This is a genomic window from Deltaproteobacteria bacterium (genome assembly GCA_016183235.1).
Classification (GTDB): Bacteria; UBA10199; UBA10199; order DSSB01; family JACPFA01; genus JACPFA01.
Genome location: JACPFA010000040.1, coordinates 1 through 18027, shown reverse-complemented (window position 1 = coordinate 18027; position 18027 = coordinate 1). Strand labels below are relative to the sequence as shown.

General features: G+C 44.3%; 34 protein-coding genes. All 34 read right to left on the bottom strand.

Going from position 1 to position 18027, the window contains the following annotated elements:
- Positions 1–95 precede the first annotated feature (95 nt).
- The gene (locus HYU97_10030; protein MBI2337080.1) at positions 96–863 is read right to left on the bottom strand and encodes a hypothetical protein; all 768 of its coding nucleotides are present in this window, start codon (positions 861–863) and stop codon (positions 96–98) included.
- Between the two features lie 331 nt (positions 864–1194).
- Positions 1195–1704, bottom strand: coding sequence for a TlpA family protein disulfide reductase (locus tag HYU97_10025; GenBank protein ID MBI2337079.1), 510 nt, complete (start codon positions 1702–1704; stop codon positions 1195–1197).
- A gap of 48 nt (positions 1705–1752) precedes the next feature.
- Complete coding sequence (gene rplQ, locus HYU97_10020; protein MBI2337078.1) at positions 1753–2178, bottom strand: 50S ribosomal protein L17; 426 nt, start codon at positions 2176–2178, stop codon at positions 1753–1755.
- A 13-nt stretch (positions 2179–2191) separates the two neighbouring features.
- On the bottom strand, positions 2192–3229 hold the full coding sequence (locus tag HYU97_10015) for a DNA-directed RNA polymerase subunit alpha (protein ID MBI2337077.1): 1038 nt from the start codon (positions 3227–3229) through the stop codon (positions 2192–2194).
- A 34-nt stretch (positions 3230–3263) separates the two neighbouring features.
- Positions 3264–3890: a 30S ribosomal protein S4 gene (gene rpsD, locus HYU97_10010; protein ID MBI2337076.1), complete on the bottom strand. Its 627-nt coding sequence runs from the start codon at positions 3888–3890 to the stop codon at positions 3264–3266.
- Positions 3891–3895: 5 nt separating this feature from the next.
- Positions 3896–4330, bottom strand: a complete 435-nt coding sequence (rpsK, locus tag HYU97_10005; GenBank protein MBI2337075.1) for a 30S ribosomal protein S11 — start codon at positions 4328–4330, stop codon at positions 3896–3898.
- A gap of 19 nt (positions 4331–4349) precedes the next feature.
- On the bottom strand, positions 4350–4733 hold the full coding sequence (gene rpsM, locus HYU97_10000; protein ID MBI2337074.1) for a 30S ribosomal protein S13: 384 nt from the start codon (positions 4731–4733) through the stop codon (positions 4350–4352).
- Positions 4734–4740: 7 nt separating this feature from the next.
- The gene (gene rpmJ / locus HYU97_09995; GenBank protein ID MBI2337073.1) at positions 4741–4854 is read right to left on the bottom strand and encodes a 50S ribosomal protein L36; all 114 of its coding nucleotides are present in this window, start codon (positions 4852–4854) and stop codon (positions 4741–4743) included.
- 76 nt (positions 4855–4930) lie between these two features.
- Entirely contained in the window at positions 4931–5149 is a 219-nt protein-coding gene (gene infA / locus HYU97_09990) for a translation initiation factor IF-1 (protein MBI2337072.1), read from the bottom strand.
- 37 nt (positions 5150–5186) lie between these two features.
- The gene (map, locus tag HYU97_09985; GenBank protein ID MBI2337071.1) at positions 5187–5951 is read right to left on the bottom strand and encodes a type I methionyl aminopeptidase; all 765 of its coding nucleotides are present in this window, start codon (positions 5949–5951) and stop codon (positions 5187–5189) included.
- Positions 5948–6601 carry an adenylate kinase gene (locus HYU97_09980; protein MBI2337070.1) on the bottom strand — a complete coding sequence of 218 codons (654 nt, stop codon included), beginning with the start codon at positions 6599–6601 and terminating at the stop codon, positions 5948–5950. Before HYU97_09980 ends, map begins: the two co-directional genes overlap by 4 nt.
- Before the next feature lie 8 nt (positions 6602–6609).
- The gene (gene secY, locus HYU97_09975; GenBank protein ID MBI2337069.1) at positions 6610–7914 is read right to left on the bottom strand and encodes a preprotein translocase subunit SecY; all 1305 of its coding nucleotides are present in this window, start codon (positions 7912–7914) and stop codon (positions 6610–6612) included.
- A gap of 10 nt (positions 7915–7924) precedes the next feature.
- Entirely contained in the window at positions 7925–8371 is a 447-nt protein-coding gene (rplO, locus tag HYU97_09970; protein ID MBI2337068.1) for a 50S ribosomal protein L15, read from the bottom strand.
- 6 nt (positions 8372–8377) lie between these two features.
- On the bottom strand, positions 8378–8710 hold the full coding sequence (gene rpmD, locus HYU97_09965; protein MBI2337067.1) for a 50S ribosomal protein L30: 333 nt from the start codon (positions 8708–8710) through the stop codon (positions 8378–8380).
- Positions 8711–8718: 8 nt separating this feature from the next.
- The gene (rpsE, locus tag HYU97_09960; protein ID MBI2337066.1) at positions 8719–9207 is read right to left on the bottom strand and encodes a 30S ribosomal protein S5; all 489 of its coding nucleotides are present in this window, start codon (positions 9205–9207) and stop codon (positions 8719–8721) included.
- A gap of 1 nt (position 9208) precedes the next feature.
- Entirely contained in the window at positions 9209–9562 is a 354-nt protein-coding gene (locus HYU97_09955; GenBank protein ID MBI2337065.1) for a 50S ribosomal protein L18, read from the bottom strand.
- 147 nt (positions 9563–9709) lie between these two features.
- A complete protein-coding gene (gene rplF, locus HYU97_09950; protein MBI2337064.1) occupies positions 9710–10258 on the bottom strand; it encodes a 50S ribosomal protein L6 in 549 nt (182 codons plus the stop codon).
- Positions 10259–10418: 160 nt separating this feature from the next.
- Positions 10419–10814 carry a 30S ribosomal protein S8 gene (gene rpsH / locus HYU97_09945; GenBank protein MBI2337063.1) on the bottom strand — a complete coding sequence of 132 codons (396 nt, stop codon included), beginning with the start codon at positions 10812–10814 and terminating at the stop codon, positions 10419–10421.
- A gap of 6 nt (positions 10815–10820) precedes the next feature.
- Positions 10821–11006, bottom strand: coding sequence for a type Z 30S ribosomal protein S14 (locus tag HYU97_09940; protein ID MBI2337062.1), 186 nt, complete (start codon positions 11004–11006; stop codon positions 10821–10823).
- 2 nt (positions 11007–11008) lie between these two features.
- Positions 11009–11500, bottom strand: a complete 492-nt coding sequence (gene rplE, locus HYU97_09935) for a 50S ribosomal protein L5 (protein MBI2337061.1) — start codon at positions 11498–11500, stop codon at positions 11009–11011.
- 53 nt (positions 11501–11553) lie between these two features.
- Positions 11554–11838, bottom strand: a complete 285-nt coding sequence (gene rplX / locus HYU97_09930) for a 50S ribosomal protein L24 (protein MBI2337060.1) — start codon at positions 11836–11838, stop codon at positions 11554–11556.
- A 137-nt stretch (positions 11839–11975) separates the two neighbouring features.
- A complete protein-coding gene (gene rplN, locus HYU97_09925; GenBank protein MBI2337059.1) occupies positions 11976–12344 on the bottom strand; it encodes a 50S ribosomal protein L14 in 369 nt (122 codons plus the stop codon).
- Positions 12341–12634 (bottom strand): 30S ribosomal protein S17, encoded by a 294-nt coding sequence (rpsQ, locus tag HYU97_09920; protein MBI2337058.1) that lies wholly within the window; start codon positions 12632–12634, stop codon positions 12341–12343. Before rpsQ ends, rplN begins: the two co-directional genes overlap by 4 nt.
- Before the next feature lie 142 nt (positions 12635–12776).
- Positions 12777–12989 carry a 50S ribosomal protein L29 gene (gene rpmC / locus HYU97_09915; GenBank protein ID MBI2337057.1) on the bottom strand — a complete coding sequence of 71 codons (213 nt, stop codon included), beginning with the start codon at positions 12987–12989 and terminating at the stop codon, positions 12777–12779.
- Complete coding sequence (gene rplP, locus HYU97_09910) at positions 12973–13398, bottom strand: 50S ribosomal protein L16 (protein MBI2337056.1); 426 nt, start codon at positions 13396–13398, stop codon at positions 12973–12975. The genes rpmC and rplP overlap by 17 nt, the downstream gene beginning before the upstream one ends.
- Before the next feature lie 18 nt (positions 13399–13416).
- Positions 13417–14100, bottom strand: a complete 684-nt coding sequence (gene rpsC / locus HYU97_09905; GenBank protein ID MBI2337055.1) for a 30S ribosomal protein S3 — start codon at positions 14098–14100, stop codon at positions 13417–13419.
- Positions 14101–14112: 12 nt separating this feature from the next.
- Positions 14113–14439 carry a 50S ribosomal protein L22 gene (gene rplV, locus HYU97_09900; GenBank protein MBI2337054.1) on the bottom strand — a complete coding sequence of 109 codons (327 nt, stop codon included), beginning with the start codon at positions 14437–14439 and terminating at the stop codon, positions 14113–14115.
- 36 nt (positions 14440–14475) lie between these two features.
- Positions 14476–14766, bottom strand: a complete 291-nt coding sequence (gene rpsS / locus HYU97_09895; protein ID MBI2337053.1) for a 30S ribosomal protein S19 — start codon at positions 14764–14766, stop codon at positions 14476–14478.
- Positions 14759–15589 carry a 50S ribosomal protein L2 gene (gene rplB / locus HYU97_09890; protein ID MBI2337052.1) on the bottom strand — a complete coding sequence of 277 codons (831 nt, stop codon included), beginning with the start codon at positions 15587–15589 and terminating at the stop codon, positions 14759–14761. The genes rpsS and rplB overlap by 8 nt, the downstream gene beginning before the upstream one ends.
- Before the next feature lie 156 nt (positions 15590–15745).
- A complete protein-coding gene (locus HYU97_09885) occupies positions 15746–16039 on the bottom strand; it encodes a 50S ribosomal protein L23 (protein ID MBI2337051.1) in 294 nt (97 codons plus the stop codon).
- Positions 16036–16656: a 50S ribosomal protein L4 gene (gene rplD / locus HYU97_09880; protein ID MBI2337050.1), complete on the bottom strand. Its 621-nt coding sequence runs from the start codon at positions 16654–16656 to the stop codon at positions 16036–16038. Before rplD ends, HYU97_09885 begins: the two co-directional genes overlap by 4 nt.
- A 10-nt stretch (positions 16657–16666) precedes the next feature.
- Complete coding sequence (gene rplC, locus HYU97_09875; GenBank protein ID MBI2337049.1) at positions 16667–17368, bottom strand: 50S ribosomal protein L3; 702 nt, start codon at positions 17366–17368, stop codon at positions 16667–16669.
- Between the two features lie 11 nt (positions 17369–17379).
- Positions 17380–17703, bottom strand: coding sequence for a 30S ribosomal protein S10 (gene rpsJ, locus HYU97_09870; protein ID MBI2337048.1), 324 nt, complete (start codon positions 17701–17703; stop codon positions 17380–17382).
- Between the two features lie 8 nt (positions 17704–17711).
- Positions 17712–18027: elongation factor Tu (gene tuf / locus HYU97_09865; GenBank protein ID MBI2337047.1), on the bottom strand; the 316-nt coding region annotated here is incomplete at its 5' end.

Here is an 18027-nt window from a genome sequence, read left to right as displayed (position 1 = left end):
TGTGCCTCAATCTTCCCCTGCCAATGCCGCTCCCTCGCCTCACGCTTATTGATGTCTGCCATTCATCACCTCCTGGTTATGGCAGATCTTTTATATCATTTCCTTACCGCTTGTAAGATGGACTTGCTTGATCGCTTACGTCCACCCGTACCAAAAGTGGTGTCAAGGCTGCCGTCTGAACCATACCGGGCTAGGGCAAAATCAATACTTCCACCTGCACTGCTTATGCCTCCCACGACTATCTTTCCGTCTGATTGTAGAACCGTTGCAATTGCTACGTCCGACGAAGACCCTGAGAAGTTAGTGGTTACAAGTCCACCCGTACCAAAGGTGGTGTCAAGGCTGCCGTCTGAGCTATATCGGGCCAGGGCAAAATCATTACTTCCACCCGCATCGCTATAGCCCCCCACGACTATCTTTCCGTCTGATTGTAGAACCACCGGACCGGCTTGATCCAGCGAAGACCCTGAGAAATCAGTGGTTACAAGTCCACCCGTACCAAAGGTGGTGTCAAGGCTGCCGTCTGAGCTATACCGGGCTAGGGCAAAATCACCACTTCCACCCGCATCGCTATAGCCCCCCACGACTATCTTTCCGTCTGATTGTAGGACCATTTGGCGGGCTTGGTCATCCGAAGACCCTGAGAAGTCAGTGGTTACAAGCCCACCCGTACCAAAGGTGGTGTCAAGGCTGCCATCTGAGCTATACCGGGCCAGGGCAAAATCATTACTTCCACCTGCATCGCTATAGCCCCCCACGACTATCTTTCCGTCTGATTGTAGAACCATTTCACTGGCTTGATCCAGCGAAGACCCTGAGAAGTCAGTGGTTACGAGCCCACCCGTACCAAAGGTGGTGTCCAATCCCCCCGGAGTTGCCCCTAAATTTGGAGTTGAAAAAAAAATAAGACAGACAGAAAACAAAACCGTCCAGAGCCTTGTATCTTGTATCTTGTATCTTGTATCTTGTACATCATTTTCACCCCCCTCTAACATTGGACATGTTTGATCAGGGTGACATGTGTGCAATTTTAAAGCAAAGAATATTTTGCTGTGGTTGAGGGAGCCTTAAGCCGGATTCGACAAGACGTGGCTCTAATTGCAGATGAATTGAAGAATGAAAAAGAAGATTGCCACGCTCGCAAACGGTGCTCGCTCGCAATGACATAGAGCCCTGCTGGGTTCAGAATGACAGTTATAAGAGATTTTCGATCTTGGCCCAAAAATTGGGTTGGTTCCAATTATGGGCGCCTGAGATTTTTTCTACCAGGTTGCCTTGTCGATCAATCAAATAACTCTCAGGGATACGATAAGTCCCATAGCGATCTGAAATACTCAAATCTTCATCTAATAGAACAGGAAAGCTAATCGAAACTCGTTGTAAAAATTTTACAACCATCATGGGTGCCTCCCCCACACTCATTCCGACGACTACAAAACCTCTACTTTCATAACGTTGGTAAAGGGCATTAAGGCTGGGCATTTCCCATTCACACGGCCCACAAGTGCTAGCCCAAAAGTTAAGCAACACAACTTTACCACGAAAATCAGCTAGGCCCTTTTGTTCACCTTGTAAATTAGGCGCAGAAAATGTTGGGGCAGGCTGACCGGTTTTTAAAATTAAACTGGATTTTTTTTGGATATAAAAAACCAAGGCTAGGAGCGCCAAAGACAAACCTGTAATGATGAGAAACCGAGTTTTCATGACAAGAAGATTGCCACGCTCGCCTTTGGGGCTCGCTCGCAATGACAATTAAGGATGAGCATGCCCAGCATGCTCATCTTTTTCTTTTTTCTTTTTGGTGGGTTTTTTGGCTTTAAGTTTAGCCTCTAAATATTCAATGATGGCCATATCCGAACCATCCCCGTGCCGATGCCCCATTTTTAAAATTCGGGTATAACCACCCTGCCGATCTTTAAAACGCTGGGCCAATTCGCCAAATAGTTTTTTTACCGTATCGGAACCACGTAACACCCGCAAAGCCTGGCGACGGGCATGTAAGGTGCCAACCTTGCCCAAGGTAATCATTTGATCAGCCAAGCCTTTAAGCGCTTTGGCCTTGGGTAATGTGGTGACAATTCGCTCATGTTCAATAAGGCTCGTCACCATGTTGCGAAACATCGCCACACGATGAGCCGTATTTCTGCCAAAATTCTTTTTATCAACGCCATGACGCATAGTGAATTACCTTTTATTCATCCCGATGAGTTTCAGCGACCGATGGGCCTGCACTGGTAAGCGGCGGCGTCCAACCATCAACCTTCATCCCTAGGCCCAAACCCATTTCGGATAAAATTTCTTTAATTTCGTTTAACGATTTGCGCCCAAAGTTTTTGGTGCGTAACATTTCGGATTCTGTTTTCATCACTAATTCACCAATATATTTGATATTGGCATTTTGAAGACAATTGGCCGAACGTACTGAAAGCTCTAATTCATCAACCCGCCGATTTAAATTTTCATTGAAAGGTTTTTCTTCAATGATTTTTTCTTCTTCAACGGGCTCGGGCTCTTCTACAAAATTAACAAAGAGGGCAAATTGTTCTTTTAAAATTTTACTCGCAAAGGCCACGGCATCTTCGGGCAACACACTACCATCGGTAAAAACTTCGAGGGTAAGACGATCATAATCAGTTGATTGACCCACCCGCGCATTGGTAACCGTATAATTGACTCGTAAGACGGGAGAGAAAATAGAATCAATGGGGACCACTCCAATGGGTTGATTGGACTTTTTATTGGACTCAGCCACCACATAACCCTTGCCCATTTCAACCGTCATTTCCATTTTAAGTTTGGCATTAGAACCTAAGGTCGCAATGTGAAGATCGGGATTTAAAATTTCAATATTGTGACTGACTTGAATGTCACTAGCCTTAACTTCTTTTTCACCCGAGATATCGATGGTAATCATGTCTTTATCAACATTATGGAGCCTTAATTTCAACTCTTTAATGTTCATGATTAAACCAGCGACATCTTCCCGAACTCCAGCAACGGTTGAAAATTCGTGTAAGACACCGTCGATCTTGATTGAAGTAACCGCAGCGCCTTGAATCGAAGATAATAAAATCCTTCGCAGGGCATTACCCAACGTTGTGCCATAGCCTCGCTCCAAGGGAGAGGCCACAAACTTACCATAAGTGTTAGTATGGCTTTCCTTTTCAATCTCTAAATATTTGGGGCGAATGAGGGTTCTCCAATTTCTTGCAACTAATTCAGAAATCATGTTTGTAAGCCTCCAACTTAAAGTAACAGTTTAACTATTTAGAATACAATTCAACGATTAATTGCTCGTTGATGGGCATGGTAACGGTGCTACGCTCCGGTAAAATTTTAATCGAACCTTTCAGTTCATCTTTATTGAGTTCTAGCCAATCGGGTATGCCACGCCGATCTACCGATTCCATCGATTTTAAAATGCGATCCATTTTTTTGCTCTTCTCGCGGAGTGTTACAACATCACCGGCTTTAACCCCATACGAAGGGACATTAACACCACGATCATTCACATTAAAATGCCCATGCCGAATCAGCAACCTAGCTTCGGTACGAGAATTAGCAAAGCCTAAACGGTACACCACATTGTCGAGTCGTCTTTCTAAAAATTGAATAAGGTTGTCACCCGTAACCCCTTTTTGATTTTCGGCCTTATGAAAGGTAAGACGAAAAGGTTGTTCAACTAGGCCATACATCCGTTTAACTTTTTGCTTCTCTCTTAATTGAGTACCATACTCTGAAAACTTCATATGGGTTTGACCATGTTGACCGGGCGCATAAGGGCGCCGCTCAATCGCACATTTTTCAGTATAACAACGATCTCCCTTGAGAAATAATTTCAAGCCTTCACGCCGACAAAGTTTACAAGCTGGTCCACGATATCTTGACATAATACTTAAACCCTTCTCTTTTTAGGAGGACGACAACCATTATGGGGAATAGGCGTCACATCTTTGATACTGCTAACGCGAACCCCTGCATTGCCTATCGCTCGCAGTGCCGATTCACGCCCCGAACCCGGGCCTTTTACAAACACAACCGCCGCCCTGAGGCCACATTCCACAGCAGCACGAACGGCTTCTTCAGCGGCTAACTGAGCTGCAAAGGGAGTGCTCTTTTTAGAACCCTTAAAACCTTTGGTCCCAGCCGATGCCCAACTGATAACATTGCCACTTGGATCTGTGACTGTGATAACCGTATTATTAAAAGTCGCTAGAATATGAATCACACCCTGGCTCACATTCCTAATCGTCTTTTTCTTTTTACGCTTAGCCGGTTTTTTAACTTCAGTCGGCTGTTCTTGCGCATTAACGGGTGCTTCTTCTGCCATTGGAATTCCTCATCATCCTTTATTTAGCGGTTGGTGCCTTCTTTTTACCGGCCACGGTTTTACGAGGCCCTTTGCGAGTGCGTGCATTCGTACGCGTACGTTGCCCTCGCGTGGGCAAGCTCTTACGATGCCGACTCCCACGATAACTACCTAAATCAACCAACCGTTTGATGTTTAAGGTGATCTCACGACGTAAGTCACCTTCTACTTTAAAATTATCATCGATGTAGCGACGGATCTGATTGACCTGAGCATCAGTTAATTGTTCAGCACGCAACGCAGCGTCAATTTGAGTTTCACGCAAAATTTTATTAGCTCGAGTTTTGCCAATCCCAAAAATGTAGGTCAAGGCAATGGGAAGTTTCTTTTTATTTGGAATATCAACGCCGGCTATTCTTGGCATATTCTTTTTACCCTTGTCGTTGTTTGTGTCGTGGATTTTCACAAACCACGCGCACGATACGTTTACGACGAACAATTTTACATTTTCGACAAATCTTTTTTACAGACGAACGAACTTTCATAAATTACTCTCATCATCAAAAAATCGGTTGGTGAGATTGCTTCTCCGCCAGAGGCGGATCGCAATGACATACCACTCTATTTCCCACGATAAATAATACGGCCTCGCGTTAAATCATACGGCGACAGTTCAATTTTTACTTTGTCTCCGGGCAAGATTTTTATAAAATGCATTCTCATCTTGCCCGAAACATGAGCCAATACTTTATGCCCATTTTCAAGCTCTACCCTAAACATCGCGTTCGGCAGGGGCTCGAGAACGGTTCCTTCAACTTCAATGGCTTCCTCTTTGGGCATAGTTTTATCGGTTCAAAAAGGCCGGTAACTTACATTGTTAAGGCCATTTAGTCAAGAGTTCAGGCCCATTTTCTGTAATTAATACCGTGTGTTCAAAATGAGCCGAGAACTTGTGATCTTTGGTTACTACCGTCCAACCATCTTTTTGCAATTCTACTTCATGGGTGCCCAAATTGAACATCGGCTCAATGGCTAAAATCATCCCCGCCTTAAGTCGCATCCCCGTACCTGCCACCCCAAAATTGGGGACTTGGGGGTCTTCGTGAAGCTTGGTCCCAATACCATGACCTACATATTCCCGCACTACCCCATAACCATATTGGTCTGCTACCGCTGAAATGGCGGCCCCAATATCAAATAAACGCTTGCCAGGGTGCATTTGTTCCACACCAGTTAAAAGCCCTCTTTGCGTCCGCTCCAAAAGCTGTTGAACCTCCGGGGATACTTTACCCACCGCAAAAGTATAGGCCCCATCACCATAATAGGCCTCCCAAATGGCCCCACAATCAACCCCGATAATATCACCCTCTTGTAAAATCCGATCTTTGGAGGGGATGCCATGCACCACCTCATGGTTAATCGAAGTGCAAATGCTGGCCTTATAACCCAGGTAACCTTTGAAAGCAGGCTTACCACCGGCTTCGCGGATCCATTTTTCAGCCAATTGATCTAACTCGTAGGTACTCACCCCTGGCTTGATGTGCTCGGGCATGCGAGTCAGCACCGTGCTCACCATGCTAGCCGCCTTGCGCATCTTGGTGATTTCTTCAGCTGATTTAATGGTAACAGCCCCGCGGTTCATCGCACACTTCCATTAAGGGCTTTGAAAATAGCCTGTGTCACCTCTTCGGCAGGACCCAAGCCTTGAACGCGTTTTAAAATACCTTGCTTTTCATAAAATTGGACCAATGGTGCAGTTTGTTCACGAAAGGTTTTGAGCCGGTTTCGAATCGTGACTTCTTGATCGTCATCGCGTTGATAAAGTTCGCCCCCACAGACATCGCATTTCCCTGCTATTTTAGGGGGGGAATATTTTAAGTGATGAATATTCCCACAGCCGCGGCAAGTTCTGCGCCCTGATAATCTTTGCACTAAATCTTCTTCGGCAACATCAAGTTGCAAAACTGCATCGATTTTTTGGTGGTCACGGGCCAGCACCTTATCAAGCTCTTGGGCCTGAACTAAGGTACGAGGAAAACCGTCTAAAATAAACCCACCCGCACAATCAGTATTTTTGAGCCTTTCCTCGATCAGCCCTATAACCACAGAATCAGGCACCAAAGCCCCTGAAGTAATATAGCGTTCGGCCTGCAATCCCAGCGGAGTTTTATGGCGACGAGCTTCGCGCAACATGTCACCGGTTGAAATTTGAGGAATTTTAAATTTGTTTTGGATTTGCTTGGCCTGAGTGCCTTTGCCCGCCCCGGGTGGACCTAATAAAATAAGCCGCATGAGATTTGCTAACCTCTTCTTCCTTTAAATCGCCCAACCTTGGCACCCAAAAACCCATCGTAATTTCGACTCATCAAATGAGCCTCGATTTGCGACACGGTATCCATCGCCACACCGATCATAATCAAAACACTGGTACCACCAAAAGTTGTGGCAATCGAACTGGGGATTCTGAAATAGGCCGTTAAAATTTGGGGAAGCAAGCAAATGCCAGTAATGTAAAGACCGCCAATTAAGGTGGTGCGAATTAAAACCCGATCGATGAATTCAGCCGTGGCTTTGCCAGGTCTGATCCCTGGAATATAGCCACCATTTTTTTGGATATTTTCAGCCATATTGCTTGGGTTAAGAGTGACCGCTGTGTAAAAATAACAAAAGAAAATAATAAGCCCCCCAAATAAGGCTAAATGCAAAGGGCCTGAAGTTAAATTGCCGGCTATATTGCGCACAATATTATTATCCCAAAAGCTAGCCATCGTAGCAGGAAACATAATTAAAGAAGAAGCAAAGATGGCTGGAATAACCCCGGCCATATTCAGTTTTAATGGGAGGTGGCTGGATTGAGCACCAAAGATTTTTCGACCCACCACCCGTTTGGCATATTGAATGGGGATGCGGCGTTGCCCTCTTTCAAAAAATAAAATGATGTAAGAAACACCAAAAACAAAGGCTGCTAAAAAGATGAGGCCAAAGGCCCCACCAAATTGGCCTTGGGTTGCAATAGAATCTTGTAAGGCTTGGGGAATACCGGTCACAATACCTCCAAAGATAATCAGCGAAATTCCATTACCAATACCACGTTCGGTAATTTGTTCTCCTAACCACATAAGAAAACAAGTGCCCGCCGTCAAAGTGGTAACCGTCAACAAATAATAAGACCACCCGCCAACCCCCGGCAGCAACACCTTTTGTTGTTCTAAGCCAAAACTGATGCCAAACCCTTGGATAAGACAAATCAGCACCGTACCATAACGAGTGAGTTGGGTAATTCGTTTGCGACCGGCATCGCCTTCTTTGGAAAGTTTTTCTAAGGCAGGGACAGCAACCGTTAACAATTGGAAGATAATCGATGCGGTAATGTAGGGCATGATGCCCAAAGCAAAAACCGACAATCGTTCAAAGGCACCACCCGAAAACATATTAATGATGTCAAAAACGGTGCCCTTACCCACTAAATCAGTCAATGCTTTGGGGTTGATCCCAGGAGTAGGAACAAAGACCCCCAGCCGGTAAATCCCCAGCATTAAGAGAGTAAAAAACAGGCGACTCCTTAATTCGGGCAGTCTGGTAATATTTGCTATCGAAGAAGCCAATTTTAGAACCTCAAGAAATCTCTGCTGTACCGCCGGCTTGTTTGATCTTAGCTAATGCCGTTTTAGAAAAATGTTTAGCTTTAATCGTTAATGGGACCTTGAGTTCACCTTCACCTAAAACTTTAAGTCCACTTTCCACTTTTTTAATTTTTCCAATCTCTTGCAAATACGCAATATCAACAACTTTACCTTGCGGTACCAGGTTTAAATCTTTCAAATTAATAATGGCGTAGGTTTTGCGAAAAATATTAGTAAACCCCGATTTTGGAACCCGCCGCACCAAAGGCATCTGCCCACCTTCAAAGGATTTTTTATGGTAACCACCAGCGCGCGATTTTTGCCCCTTGTGACCTCGCCCTGAAGTTTTGCCCAAACCACTACTTTCGCCACGCCCTAAACGTTTGCGAGTTTGATTGGCACCAGCCGGGGCTTCTAAATGTTGTAATAACTTAGCCATAAATTCCTACTTAGCAGACTTGGCTGCTTTCTTCTTGGTTGGGGTTGATTTTCTTTTTGCCACGGTTTGTTTAGGTTTAGCCTGAACCGTATTTTTTTCGGGCAATGCACCTAATTGATAAGTCGATAAGGGTTTAACTTTGGGAATGTCTTTTTCGGAAATGACTTTATAGTTCAGCAAATGACAAACCTTTTTTGCCATCCCCAAAGTAGCCGGGGTTGCCTTAAGATACTTAACCTGGTGTCGCCTATTGAGCCCCAAACTCAGCAAAACTTTTTTTTGCGCGCGGTTTCTGGCAATGGCACTATGTATTTTTTCAACTTGTAGTATGTCGGCCATAAAATTTCCTAGCTAGCCTTTCGTAGCTTTTGCACTTCTTCGGGTGACTGTAACTGTAGCAATGCTTGCATCGTTGCTTTTAAAACATTGTGTTGATTGTTGGTACGAATACACTTGGTCAAAACATTATGATAACCCGCAGATTCTAAGATAGCCCGCATGGTGACACCAGCAATAATTCCCGTCCCTGGTTTGGCTGGCTTTAAGATAACAAGACCTGCTCCATAACGACCCGTCACTTCATGAGGGATGGTGCTGCCTGTCGCAATGGGAACCTTGACCAAACGATGTTTTGCTGACTCGGTTGCCTTGCGAATGGATTCTGGAACTTCATTGGCTTTACCCAACCCAACCCCCACATGGCCATTACCATCGCCCACTACAACGAGGCTTGAAAAACTAAACCTGCGCCCACCCTTCACCACTTTTGCCACACGGCTAATGTGCACAATCTTTTCGGCTAAATTCAATTCATTAGGATTAATCGGTTTTGTCATATTAAAACTTTAGACCTCCGTCACGGACACCATCGGCTAACGCCTTTACACAACCATGATAACGATAACCATTGCGATCAAAAACAACCTGAGCAATTTTGGCTTGTTTGGCACGTTCGGCAACCAGCTTGCCCACTTGGGTAGCAAAGTCTTTATTACAATGTGCAGCTTTCAATTCTTTTTCTACCGTTGAGGCTGCAACAATCGTACGCCCTTGGGTATCATCGACTAACTGGGCGTAAATATGTTTTCCGCTACGAAAAATAGTCAGCCGTGGCCGGGTGTCAGTACCCTGCACCTTCTTACGAATGCGCAATTTTCGGCGTTTCCACATGTCTTTTTTAGCAAGTGCCATAAAAAATCCTTTATAATCTTTTAGTCGATGCTCAAAAATGCCCAGACACAAGGCGCCTACGAAACTGCAACCGCAGCGTACATGGAAGTACGTGAGGATTGCAGTTTCGTAGGCAACGCCGTAGATGGGCGTTTTTCAGCATCGACACTATTTAGCCGCGGTTGCTGCTGCTTTACCCGCCTTTCGACGAATTACTTCTTCGACATATTTAATACCCTTACCTTTGAAAGGTTCAGGCTTTTTAAGCGAACGAACATTGGCTGCAAACTGCCCCACTTTTTGTTTATCAAAGCCTTGAATCACCAAGTGGGTTTGTTTCTCAACCGTAACTTTAACTCCATCGGGAACAGGGACATCCACCGGATGAGAAAATCCCAATGAAAATAAAAGCGACTTGCCCTTTAATTCAGCTCGATAACCTACCCCATTGATGTCTAATTCTCGAGAAAACCCTTTGGATACGCCATTAATCATGTTCATGACTAAGGCCCGTACTAAACCATGTTTAGCTCTCACTTCTTGGGCTTCGGTTTCGCGAAGTATTTGCAGGATATTGCCTTCAATTTTCAATTGCACACCCGCAGGTAAAGCAAAATTAAGCTTGCCCAAGGGGCCTTCAACCAAAACCACCCCTTCTTTAAGAGCAACCTTAACCTTATCAGGAATTGTAATCGGCATCTTTCCTATACGTGACATTTCTTAACACCTTAAATTAATATAAAATCTATTTTCATGAACCTCTTAAAAAACTCCAGATGCAAGGCAGTCTGCAAATTTGCGACGCAGGCGTACTAGGAAGTACGCTGAGGAGCTAAATTTGCAGACAACGCAGCAGATGGACTTTTTAAGAGGTTCATCACCAAACCTTACAAAGATATTCGCCACCAACTTTATGTTCAGCAGCTTGTTTATCTGTTAAAACACCGCGAGGTGTCGTATAAATCCCAATGCCTAAACCACTCCGCACGGGCGCAATTTCATGAGCTTTAATATAAACTCGACGCCCCGGGCTGCTTACACACTGTAAATAACGAATGGCCCCGGTATGGCCCCGTGCATATTTTAGATTGATCTCTAAAATATTTTGTTTCTTATCAGCAACCGTTTGAAAATCTCGAATAAAACCTTCTGTTTTTAAAATCTCTGCTACTTTGGCGGTTAGCTTGGAAGCTGGAAGCTTTATTTTGAGTTTCCTCGCCTTTAAACCGTTACGGATTTGAGTTAACATGTCTGCTAGCGGATAATTGACCATATCATTTTACCAACTTGATTTAGTGACCCCTGGAATTTCTCCACGGTTAGCCCTCAAACGAAAGCAAAGCCTACACATATCAAACCTGCGTAAATAAGCGCGGGGCCTACCACAGAGAGGGCATCGATTATATTTTCTAACTTTAAACTTAGGCTTACGTTTTGATTTAATAATGATGGATGTTTTAGCCATAATTAATTCCTAAAAGGGACTCCTAAATTTTTTAAAAGACTTTTAGCCTCGGGGGTTGTTTTAGCGGTGGTAACTAATGAAACGTTAAGACCGTAAACTTTACTGACATTATCAAAATTAATTTCAGGAAAAATAATTTGTTCTTTAATGCCTAAAGTATAATTGCCATCATTATCAAACGCCTTACCTGAAACCCCTCTAAAATCACGAACCCGTGGCAATGAGATATTGATGAGGCGGTATAAAAACTCCCACATCAAGCGTTTGCGCAAGGTCACTCGACAACCAATGGGTTGGCCTTGGCGTAATTTAAAATTAGAAATAGCCTTTTTAGCCCGAGTAATAACCGGTTTTTGACCTGTAATGTCAGCAATCTCTTTGGCCACGGTATCAAGAATTTTGGCATTTTGCACCGCTTCAGATACGCAAGCATTAATGACTATTTTTGACAAATTAGGAACCTGCATGGCGTTGCTATAATTAAATTCCTTCATCAATGCAGGAATCACATCTGCTTTATATTTTTTTTCTAATTCAGATAACGTTCTCAAGCCTTCACCTTCTTGCTTTTAGTCGACTCTTTTTCTGGGGCTGCATCTGCTGTCTTTTTTAAGTTTGACAGATGAATGGTAGCCTCTTTTTCAATAATTCCACCCTGCTTTAATTGGGCATTGGGTTTGGTGTGTCGTTTAACGAGGTTGATCTTTTCTACCACCGCCCGATTTTGTTCTCGCAATATCTTTAAGACCACGCCCGTCTTACCACGATCTTTTCCTACCATGATCTCGACGGTATCGTTTCGTTTAATATCTTTGCGAGCCTTATTTAACATGAACTTCTCCTTAACTGTTGATGCTCAAAAATGCCCAGATACAAGGCGCCTGTAAAAGTGCAACCGGAGCGTACTTCAAGTACGTGAGGATTGTAGTTTTGCAGGCAACGCAGTAGATGGGCGTTTTTCAGCATCAACTAGATAACCTCCGGTGCTAGCGAGATTATCTTCATATACTTTTTTGCCCGCAACTCTCTAGCCACTGGCCCAAAGATACGCGTACCTAAAGGTTCACCTTTGTCGTCGATCAACACCACGGCATTATCATCAAAGCGAATATAACTGCCATCGCTTCGTCTCACTTCTTTATGTAAACGCACAATAACGCCTTTCTTAACATCGCCCTTCTTAACTTTGGCATCGGCTGAGGCTTCTTTAACCGACACGACAATTTTGTCCCCTAGCGTGGCATAGCGCCTTTTTGTGCCCCCCAGCACTTTAATACAAAGGAGCTTCTTAGCCCCGGTGTTATCGGCCGAATTGAGTAAAGTTTCTTGTTGAATCATGAATCAATCTCACTTACTTCAGTTAACCCTGCAGTCTTTGATTTTTCTAAAATTTTATTAACCACCCAACGTTTACGTGCCGACAATGGCCTGGATTCGGCAATTTCTACCTTGTCGCCTATTTTACAAGCATTGGCTTCGTCGTGGGCCATAAATTTTTTCTTTAAGCGAATGAATTTTTTAAATTCACGATGCTTAACCAAGCGCCGCACCTGAACGACCACGGTTTTTTGCATTTTGTCGCTCACCACAATGCCAATTTTTCTTTTAGTGATTTTCTTTTCAGCCATAAAGGAAACCTATAATAACTTGAATTGTTGTGGACCTCTAAAAATGACCCAGATGCAAGGCGCCCGCAAAGACGCGACCGGAGCGTATATGGAAATACGTGAGGATCGCGGCTTTGCGGGCAACGCAGCAGATGGGTTATTTTTAGAGGTCCACATGAGTTTTTTCTTCCTGTCTTTGTCGCAACAACGTCTTTACTCTCGCAATGTCTCGCCTAATTTCAGGCAAACGGTGCGTTTTTTCTAACTGCCCCAATTTTGCTTGGAGACTTAGCTTAAAACGCTCCTCGACTAATTCTTTTGCGAGGACTTTTAATTCGCTTAAATCTTTTTTATTTAAATCAGCTGGCTTCAACATAACCTTCTCTCAATACAAGTTTCGTTCGAATGGGTATTTTATGAGCCGCCAATGTTAAAGCTCGCTTGGCAATGCTCGCATCAACCCCTTCCATTTCAAACAAGATCCTACCCGGACGAACCACCGCCACCCAGGCTTCAACCGCACCTTTACCTTTTCCCATTCGCACTTCAGCGGGCTTTTTGGTGATGGGTTTGTCGGGAAATACTCGAATCCACAGCTTGCCACCTCGCTTCACATGACGAGAGATGGCAATACGGCCGGCTTCAATTTGCCGGGCACTAATGCGGCCACATTCTACGGCTTGCAAAGCAAAATCACCGAAACTCAAATTGCAACCGCGATGCGCTTCGCCCCGCATCCTTCCCTTCATCTGCTTGCGATATTTAACTTTCTTGGGCATTAACATAAAAATTCCTTGCTCTTATTACGCGTTCGCCGCGGTCTCTAAAATATTGCTGATCTTCTGACTATTGCGCAAACGGCCTAAAGCTACATCACCTTTATAAATCCAAACCTTCACCCCAATAAGGCCATAAGTGGTGTGGGCTTCGGCCAAGGCATAATCGATATCGGCGCGCAACGTATGCAAAGGCACGCGGCCTTCTCGGTACCATTCGGTACGAGCCATTTCAGCACCACCCAAACGACCTGCCACCATAATTTTAATACCCAAGGCACCCATTTTTAGAGTCGATTGAACGGCTTTTTTCATGGCGCGACGATAAGAAACTCTCTTTTCTAATTGCATAGCCACATTTTCAGCCACCAATTGGGCATCAAGTTCGGCTTTGCGTACTTCTTGAATATCGACATAAAGTTCGTTCTTGGTTAAACTTTGCAATTCTTCACGCAAGGTATCAATGCCTGCACCTTTTTTACCAATAACCAAGCCGGGCCTAGCCGTGTGAATAATGATTTTAATTTTATTGGCCGCACGTTCAATTTCGATTTTAGAAACACCTGTACTATATAATTTAGCCTTAATGAGTTTGCGAAACTTGATATCTTCGTGAAGATATTCCGAATATTTTTTACTGGCAAACCACTTCGACAACCAGGGTCGGTGTACGCCAAGACGAAATCCAATCGGGCTTGTCTTTTGTCCCATAATTTTTACCTTTTATCCTATCTCCAGTTCAATATGACTCATTTTTTTCAAAATCGGCGAGGCCATCCCGCGCGCCCGTGGCATAAACCGTTTCATGGTTGGGCCCTGATTAACTTCGACCTTTTGAACGACTAAACGATCAGGGTCGTACCCCCCTTTTTGTTCGGCATTAGCAATCGCCTGCCGGATCAACTTAATAAAATCTTTAGCTACATATTTGTTGCAAAACATGAGTTGATTTAAAGCGGCTTGCACTTTCTTGCCACGGATCATATCCGCGACTAATCTAGCTTTGCGGGGTGTCACTCTTAAATATCTAATTTTAGACTTTACTGACATTTTATTGCTCTCTTTTTCTCTTTCTATTTAGCCAAGTTACGATTTAGCCGCCGGTGCCGCTACTTTTCGATCGCCCGAATGTACCCTAAAAGTACGCGTTGGCGAAAATTCACCTAGCTTATGCCCCACCATATTTTCAGTGACATAAACCGGAATAAACTGTTTGCCATTATGAACCGCCAGGGTCATGCCGACAAATTCTGGAGTTATGGTAGACCGGCGCGACCAAGTTTTGATAACCTTCTTGCTATTTTCTTTCAAGGCCGTCTCCACCTTTTTCAAAAGGTGTTCATCGGCAAAAAAACCTTTTTTAAGCGACCTAGGCATTGGACTTCCTTCTTGCAATGCGGAACTTATCCGTACGTTTATTGTTTCTTGTTTTATAACCTTTTGCTGGAGTACCCCAGGGGCTTTGTGGATGGTTACCACCCTTACTACGACCTTCACCACCACCATGAGGATGATCAACCGGGTTCATGGCCATCCCGCGCACTGTTGGGCGAATCCCTAGCCAACGAGTTTTGCCGGCTTTGCCGATCGCAATATTAACATGCTCAGGGTTACTGACCGCCCCAATCGTGGCACGGCATTTAATTAAAACTTTTCGAGTTTCTCCCGAGGGCATTTTGATGATGGCATAGCCACCTTCTTTTCCCAAAAGTTGTGCAAAGGCCCCCGCACTGCGGACCAATTGCCCACCATGGCCGGGCTTAAGCTCGATATTATAAAGATTGGTTCCCATGGGGATATTTTCTAAAAGAAGACAATTGCCTGGTAAAATATCGGCATCTTCTGCAGAAATGACCGTTTGACCAACGCGTAAACTTTGCGGAGCAATGATATAACGTTTTTCGCCATCACTATAATGCAAGAGGGCTATCCTAGCTGAACGATTAGGATCATAGTCGATGTGGGCAACTTGGGCTGCAATGCCAATCTTATTACGCTTATAATCGATGATGCGATATTTGCGTTTATGACCACCACCAATATGTCGACAAGTAATTCGCCCATTGGCGTTACGACCACCGGTTTTGGAAAGACCCACGACCAGGCTTTTTTCATAGCCGGTTCGGGTGATGCTATCAAAACCAGATACGGTCATGCCGCGACGGCCGGCACTGGTTGGTTTGTATTCTTTAATCAACATGGTTTCACCTTAAGACCTCTTGCATAACCTATTACGCGGTTTAATGGCTGCGTTGCGTACCCAAAAAATCCTCACGTATTTTCATATACGCTCCGGTTTTTTGGGGCCCCCGCGCCTTGCCCTTAAACCGCTCATGACGGTTATGCAAGAGGTCTTTTAAACATTTTCCAATAAGTCAATTTTTTCGCCTTTTTTGAGGGCAATAAAAGCCTTCTTCCAGTTGGATTTTTGGCCAATATTTTTCCCCACCCGAGCAAATTTCCCTCGGGTAATGGCAGTGCGCACCGACTCCACATGCACCTTAAAAGCTCCCTCAATGGCAGCCCTAATTTGATGCTTGGTAGCTTCACGAGCCACTTCAAAAGTGTATTGATGGAGCACTTCTTTTTGCAAAGTGCTTTTTTCCGTTAATAACGGACGCTTAATAATTTTCCAAAAATCTAACATCATAATAATCTCTGTTGTACATTTTCTAAGGCTGCACGAGTAAACACCAGCTGGTCATAATTACAAATATCAAAAACATTTAAGCCCGCGGCTAACAAAACTTTTACATTTTTTAAGTTACGAAAAGATCGTTGCACAAAATTATTTTTTTCGTTCAATACTAACAGCACTTTTTGTACTTTTAAATCGTCTAAAACTTTCTTAGCTGCCTTGGTTTTAAAGGCATCAAAGTGGACATCATCGATCACCAAAATGGCATTTTCTTTTTTCTTTAAAAGCAAGGCTGACTTCAACCCTTCAAGCCTCGCCTTAGCGGTAAGGCGATAAGAGTAATCTCGGGGATGAGGGCCGTGGGTACGGCCACCACCTATAAAAATAGGGGCACGAATATCACCGTGCCGCGCGTTGCCCGTACCCTTTTGCCGATAAATCTTGCGGGTAGAACCACTCACCTGCCCACGTGTTAGGGTGTCGTGATTACCTCTACGACGATTGGCCAACTGCATTTTGATGACATCGTAAAGCAAGGCCTTTTTAACCGGACCCGTAAAAACTTTTTCATTGAGCTCGACTTGCCCAACTTTTTTTCCACTTTGATTTAATAAATCAAGCATTGTCATAATAAAACCTTTAAGCTTGAGGAGCCGCTTCTGCAGGCGCGGTTTCTACTTTAGCTCGGGACTCAAAATCTTTATCTAATGCTTTAACAACGACTAAAGCATTTTTGCCACCTGGCACTGCACCTTGAATAAAAAGCCAATTTTGTTTGGGCAAAACCTTCAAGACGGTTAAATTTTCAATGGTTACTCTTTCATCCCCCATATGCCCGGGCATGCCCATATTTTTAAAAACTTTGGCCGGATAAGTACGCTGGCCAATCGAACCTGTCGTGCGATGAAAGCGAGAGCCATGAGCTCCCGGCCCACCCGCCTTACCACAGCGTTTAATAACCCCTTGGAAACCCTTACCCTTACTGATGCCGGTTACGTTCACCCGATCGCCTACTTTAAACAGATTAATGTCTAAGGTTTGGCCGGGCTGGAAAGACTCAACCGACGCTAAACGAATCTCTTTTAAATGGCGAAAGGCCTTCACATTCTTTTTAGCAAAGTGGCCACGGCTGGGACGATTAAGTTTATTGGCATCGGCTTCACCAAAACCAATTTGAATGGCCTCATAACCATCGTGAGCCCTGGTTTTCTTTTGCACCACGACACAAGGCCCTACTTCTAAAATGGTCACACCGACACAATCTCCTGAATCTAAAAAGACTTGCGACATGCCAATCTTTTTTCCCAACAGTCCCATTTTTAATTTAGTCTTACTTGCCATGGCATTATTCCTTAAACCATTTTAATTTCAACTTCGACCCCTGCGGCTAAATCAAGCCGCATCAGGGCATCGATGGTTTGTTGAGTGGGTTCTAAAATGTCTAAAAGTCGTTTGTGAGTGCGAATTTCAAATTGTTCTCGCGATTTTTTGTCGACGTGAGGTGAACGTAACACCGTATATTTTTCGATATTGGTTGGCAAAGGAACTGGGCCTGCGATACGCGCCCCGGTTCGCTTAGCGGTTTCAACAATTTCAGAAGTCGATTGATCAAGTAACCTATGATCAAAGGCCTTCAGTCGGATTCGAATTTTCTGCCCCTGATATTCATCTGCCATATAGAATCCTATTCTAGAATCTCCGTAATAACGCCGGCACCGACGGTGCGACCACCTTCACGGATAGCAAAACGTAATTCTTTCTCCATCGCGATCGGGGTGATCAATTCTACTTCCATCGTCACGTTATCACCTGGCATTACCATCTCTACTCCTGCTGGCAATGTCACCACTCCCGTCACGTCGGTTGTCCTAAAATAAAACTGCGGCCGATATCCCTTGAAAAATGCCGTGTGCCGACCACCTTCTTCTTTCGTCAAAACATACGCCTCGGCCTTAAACTTCTTGTGCGGCGTGATACTCTTTGGCTTCGCTAATACCTGG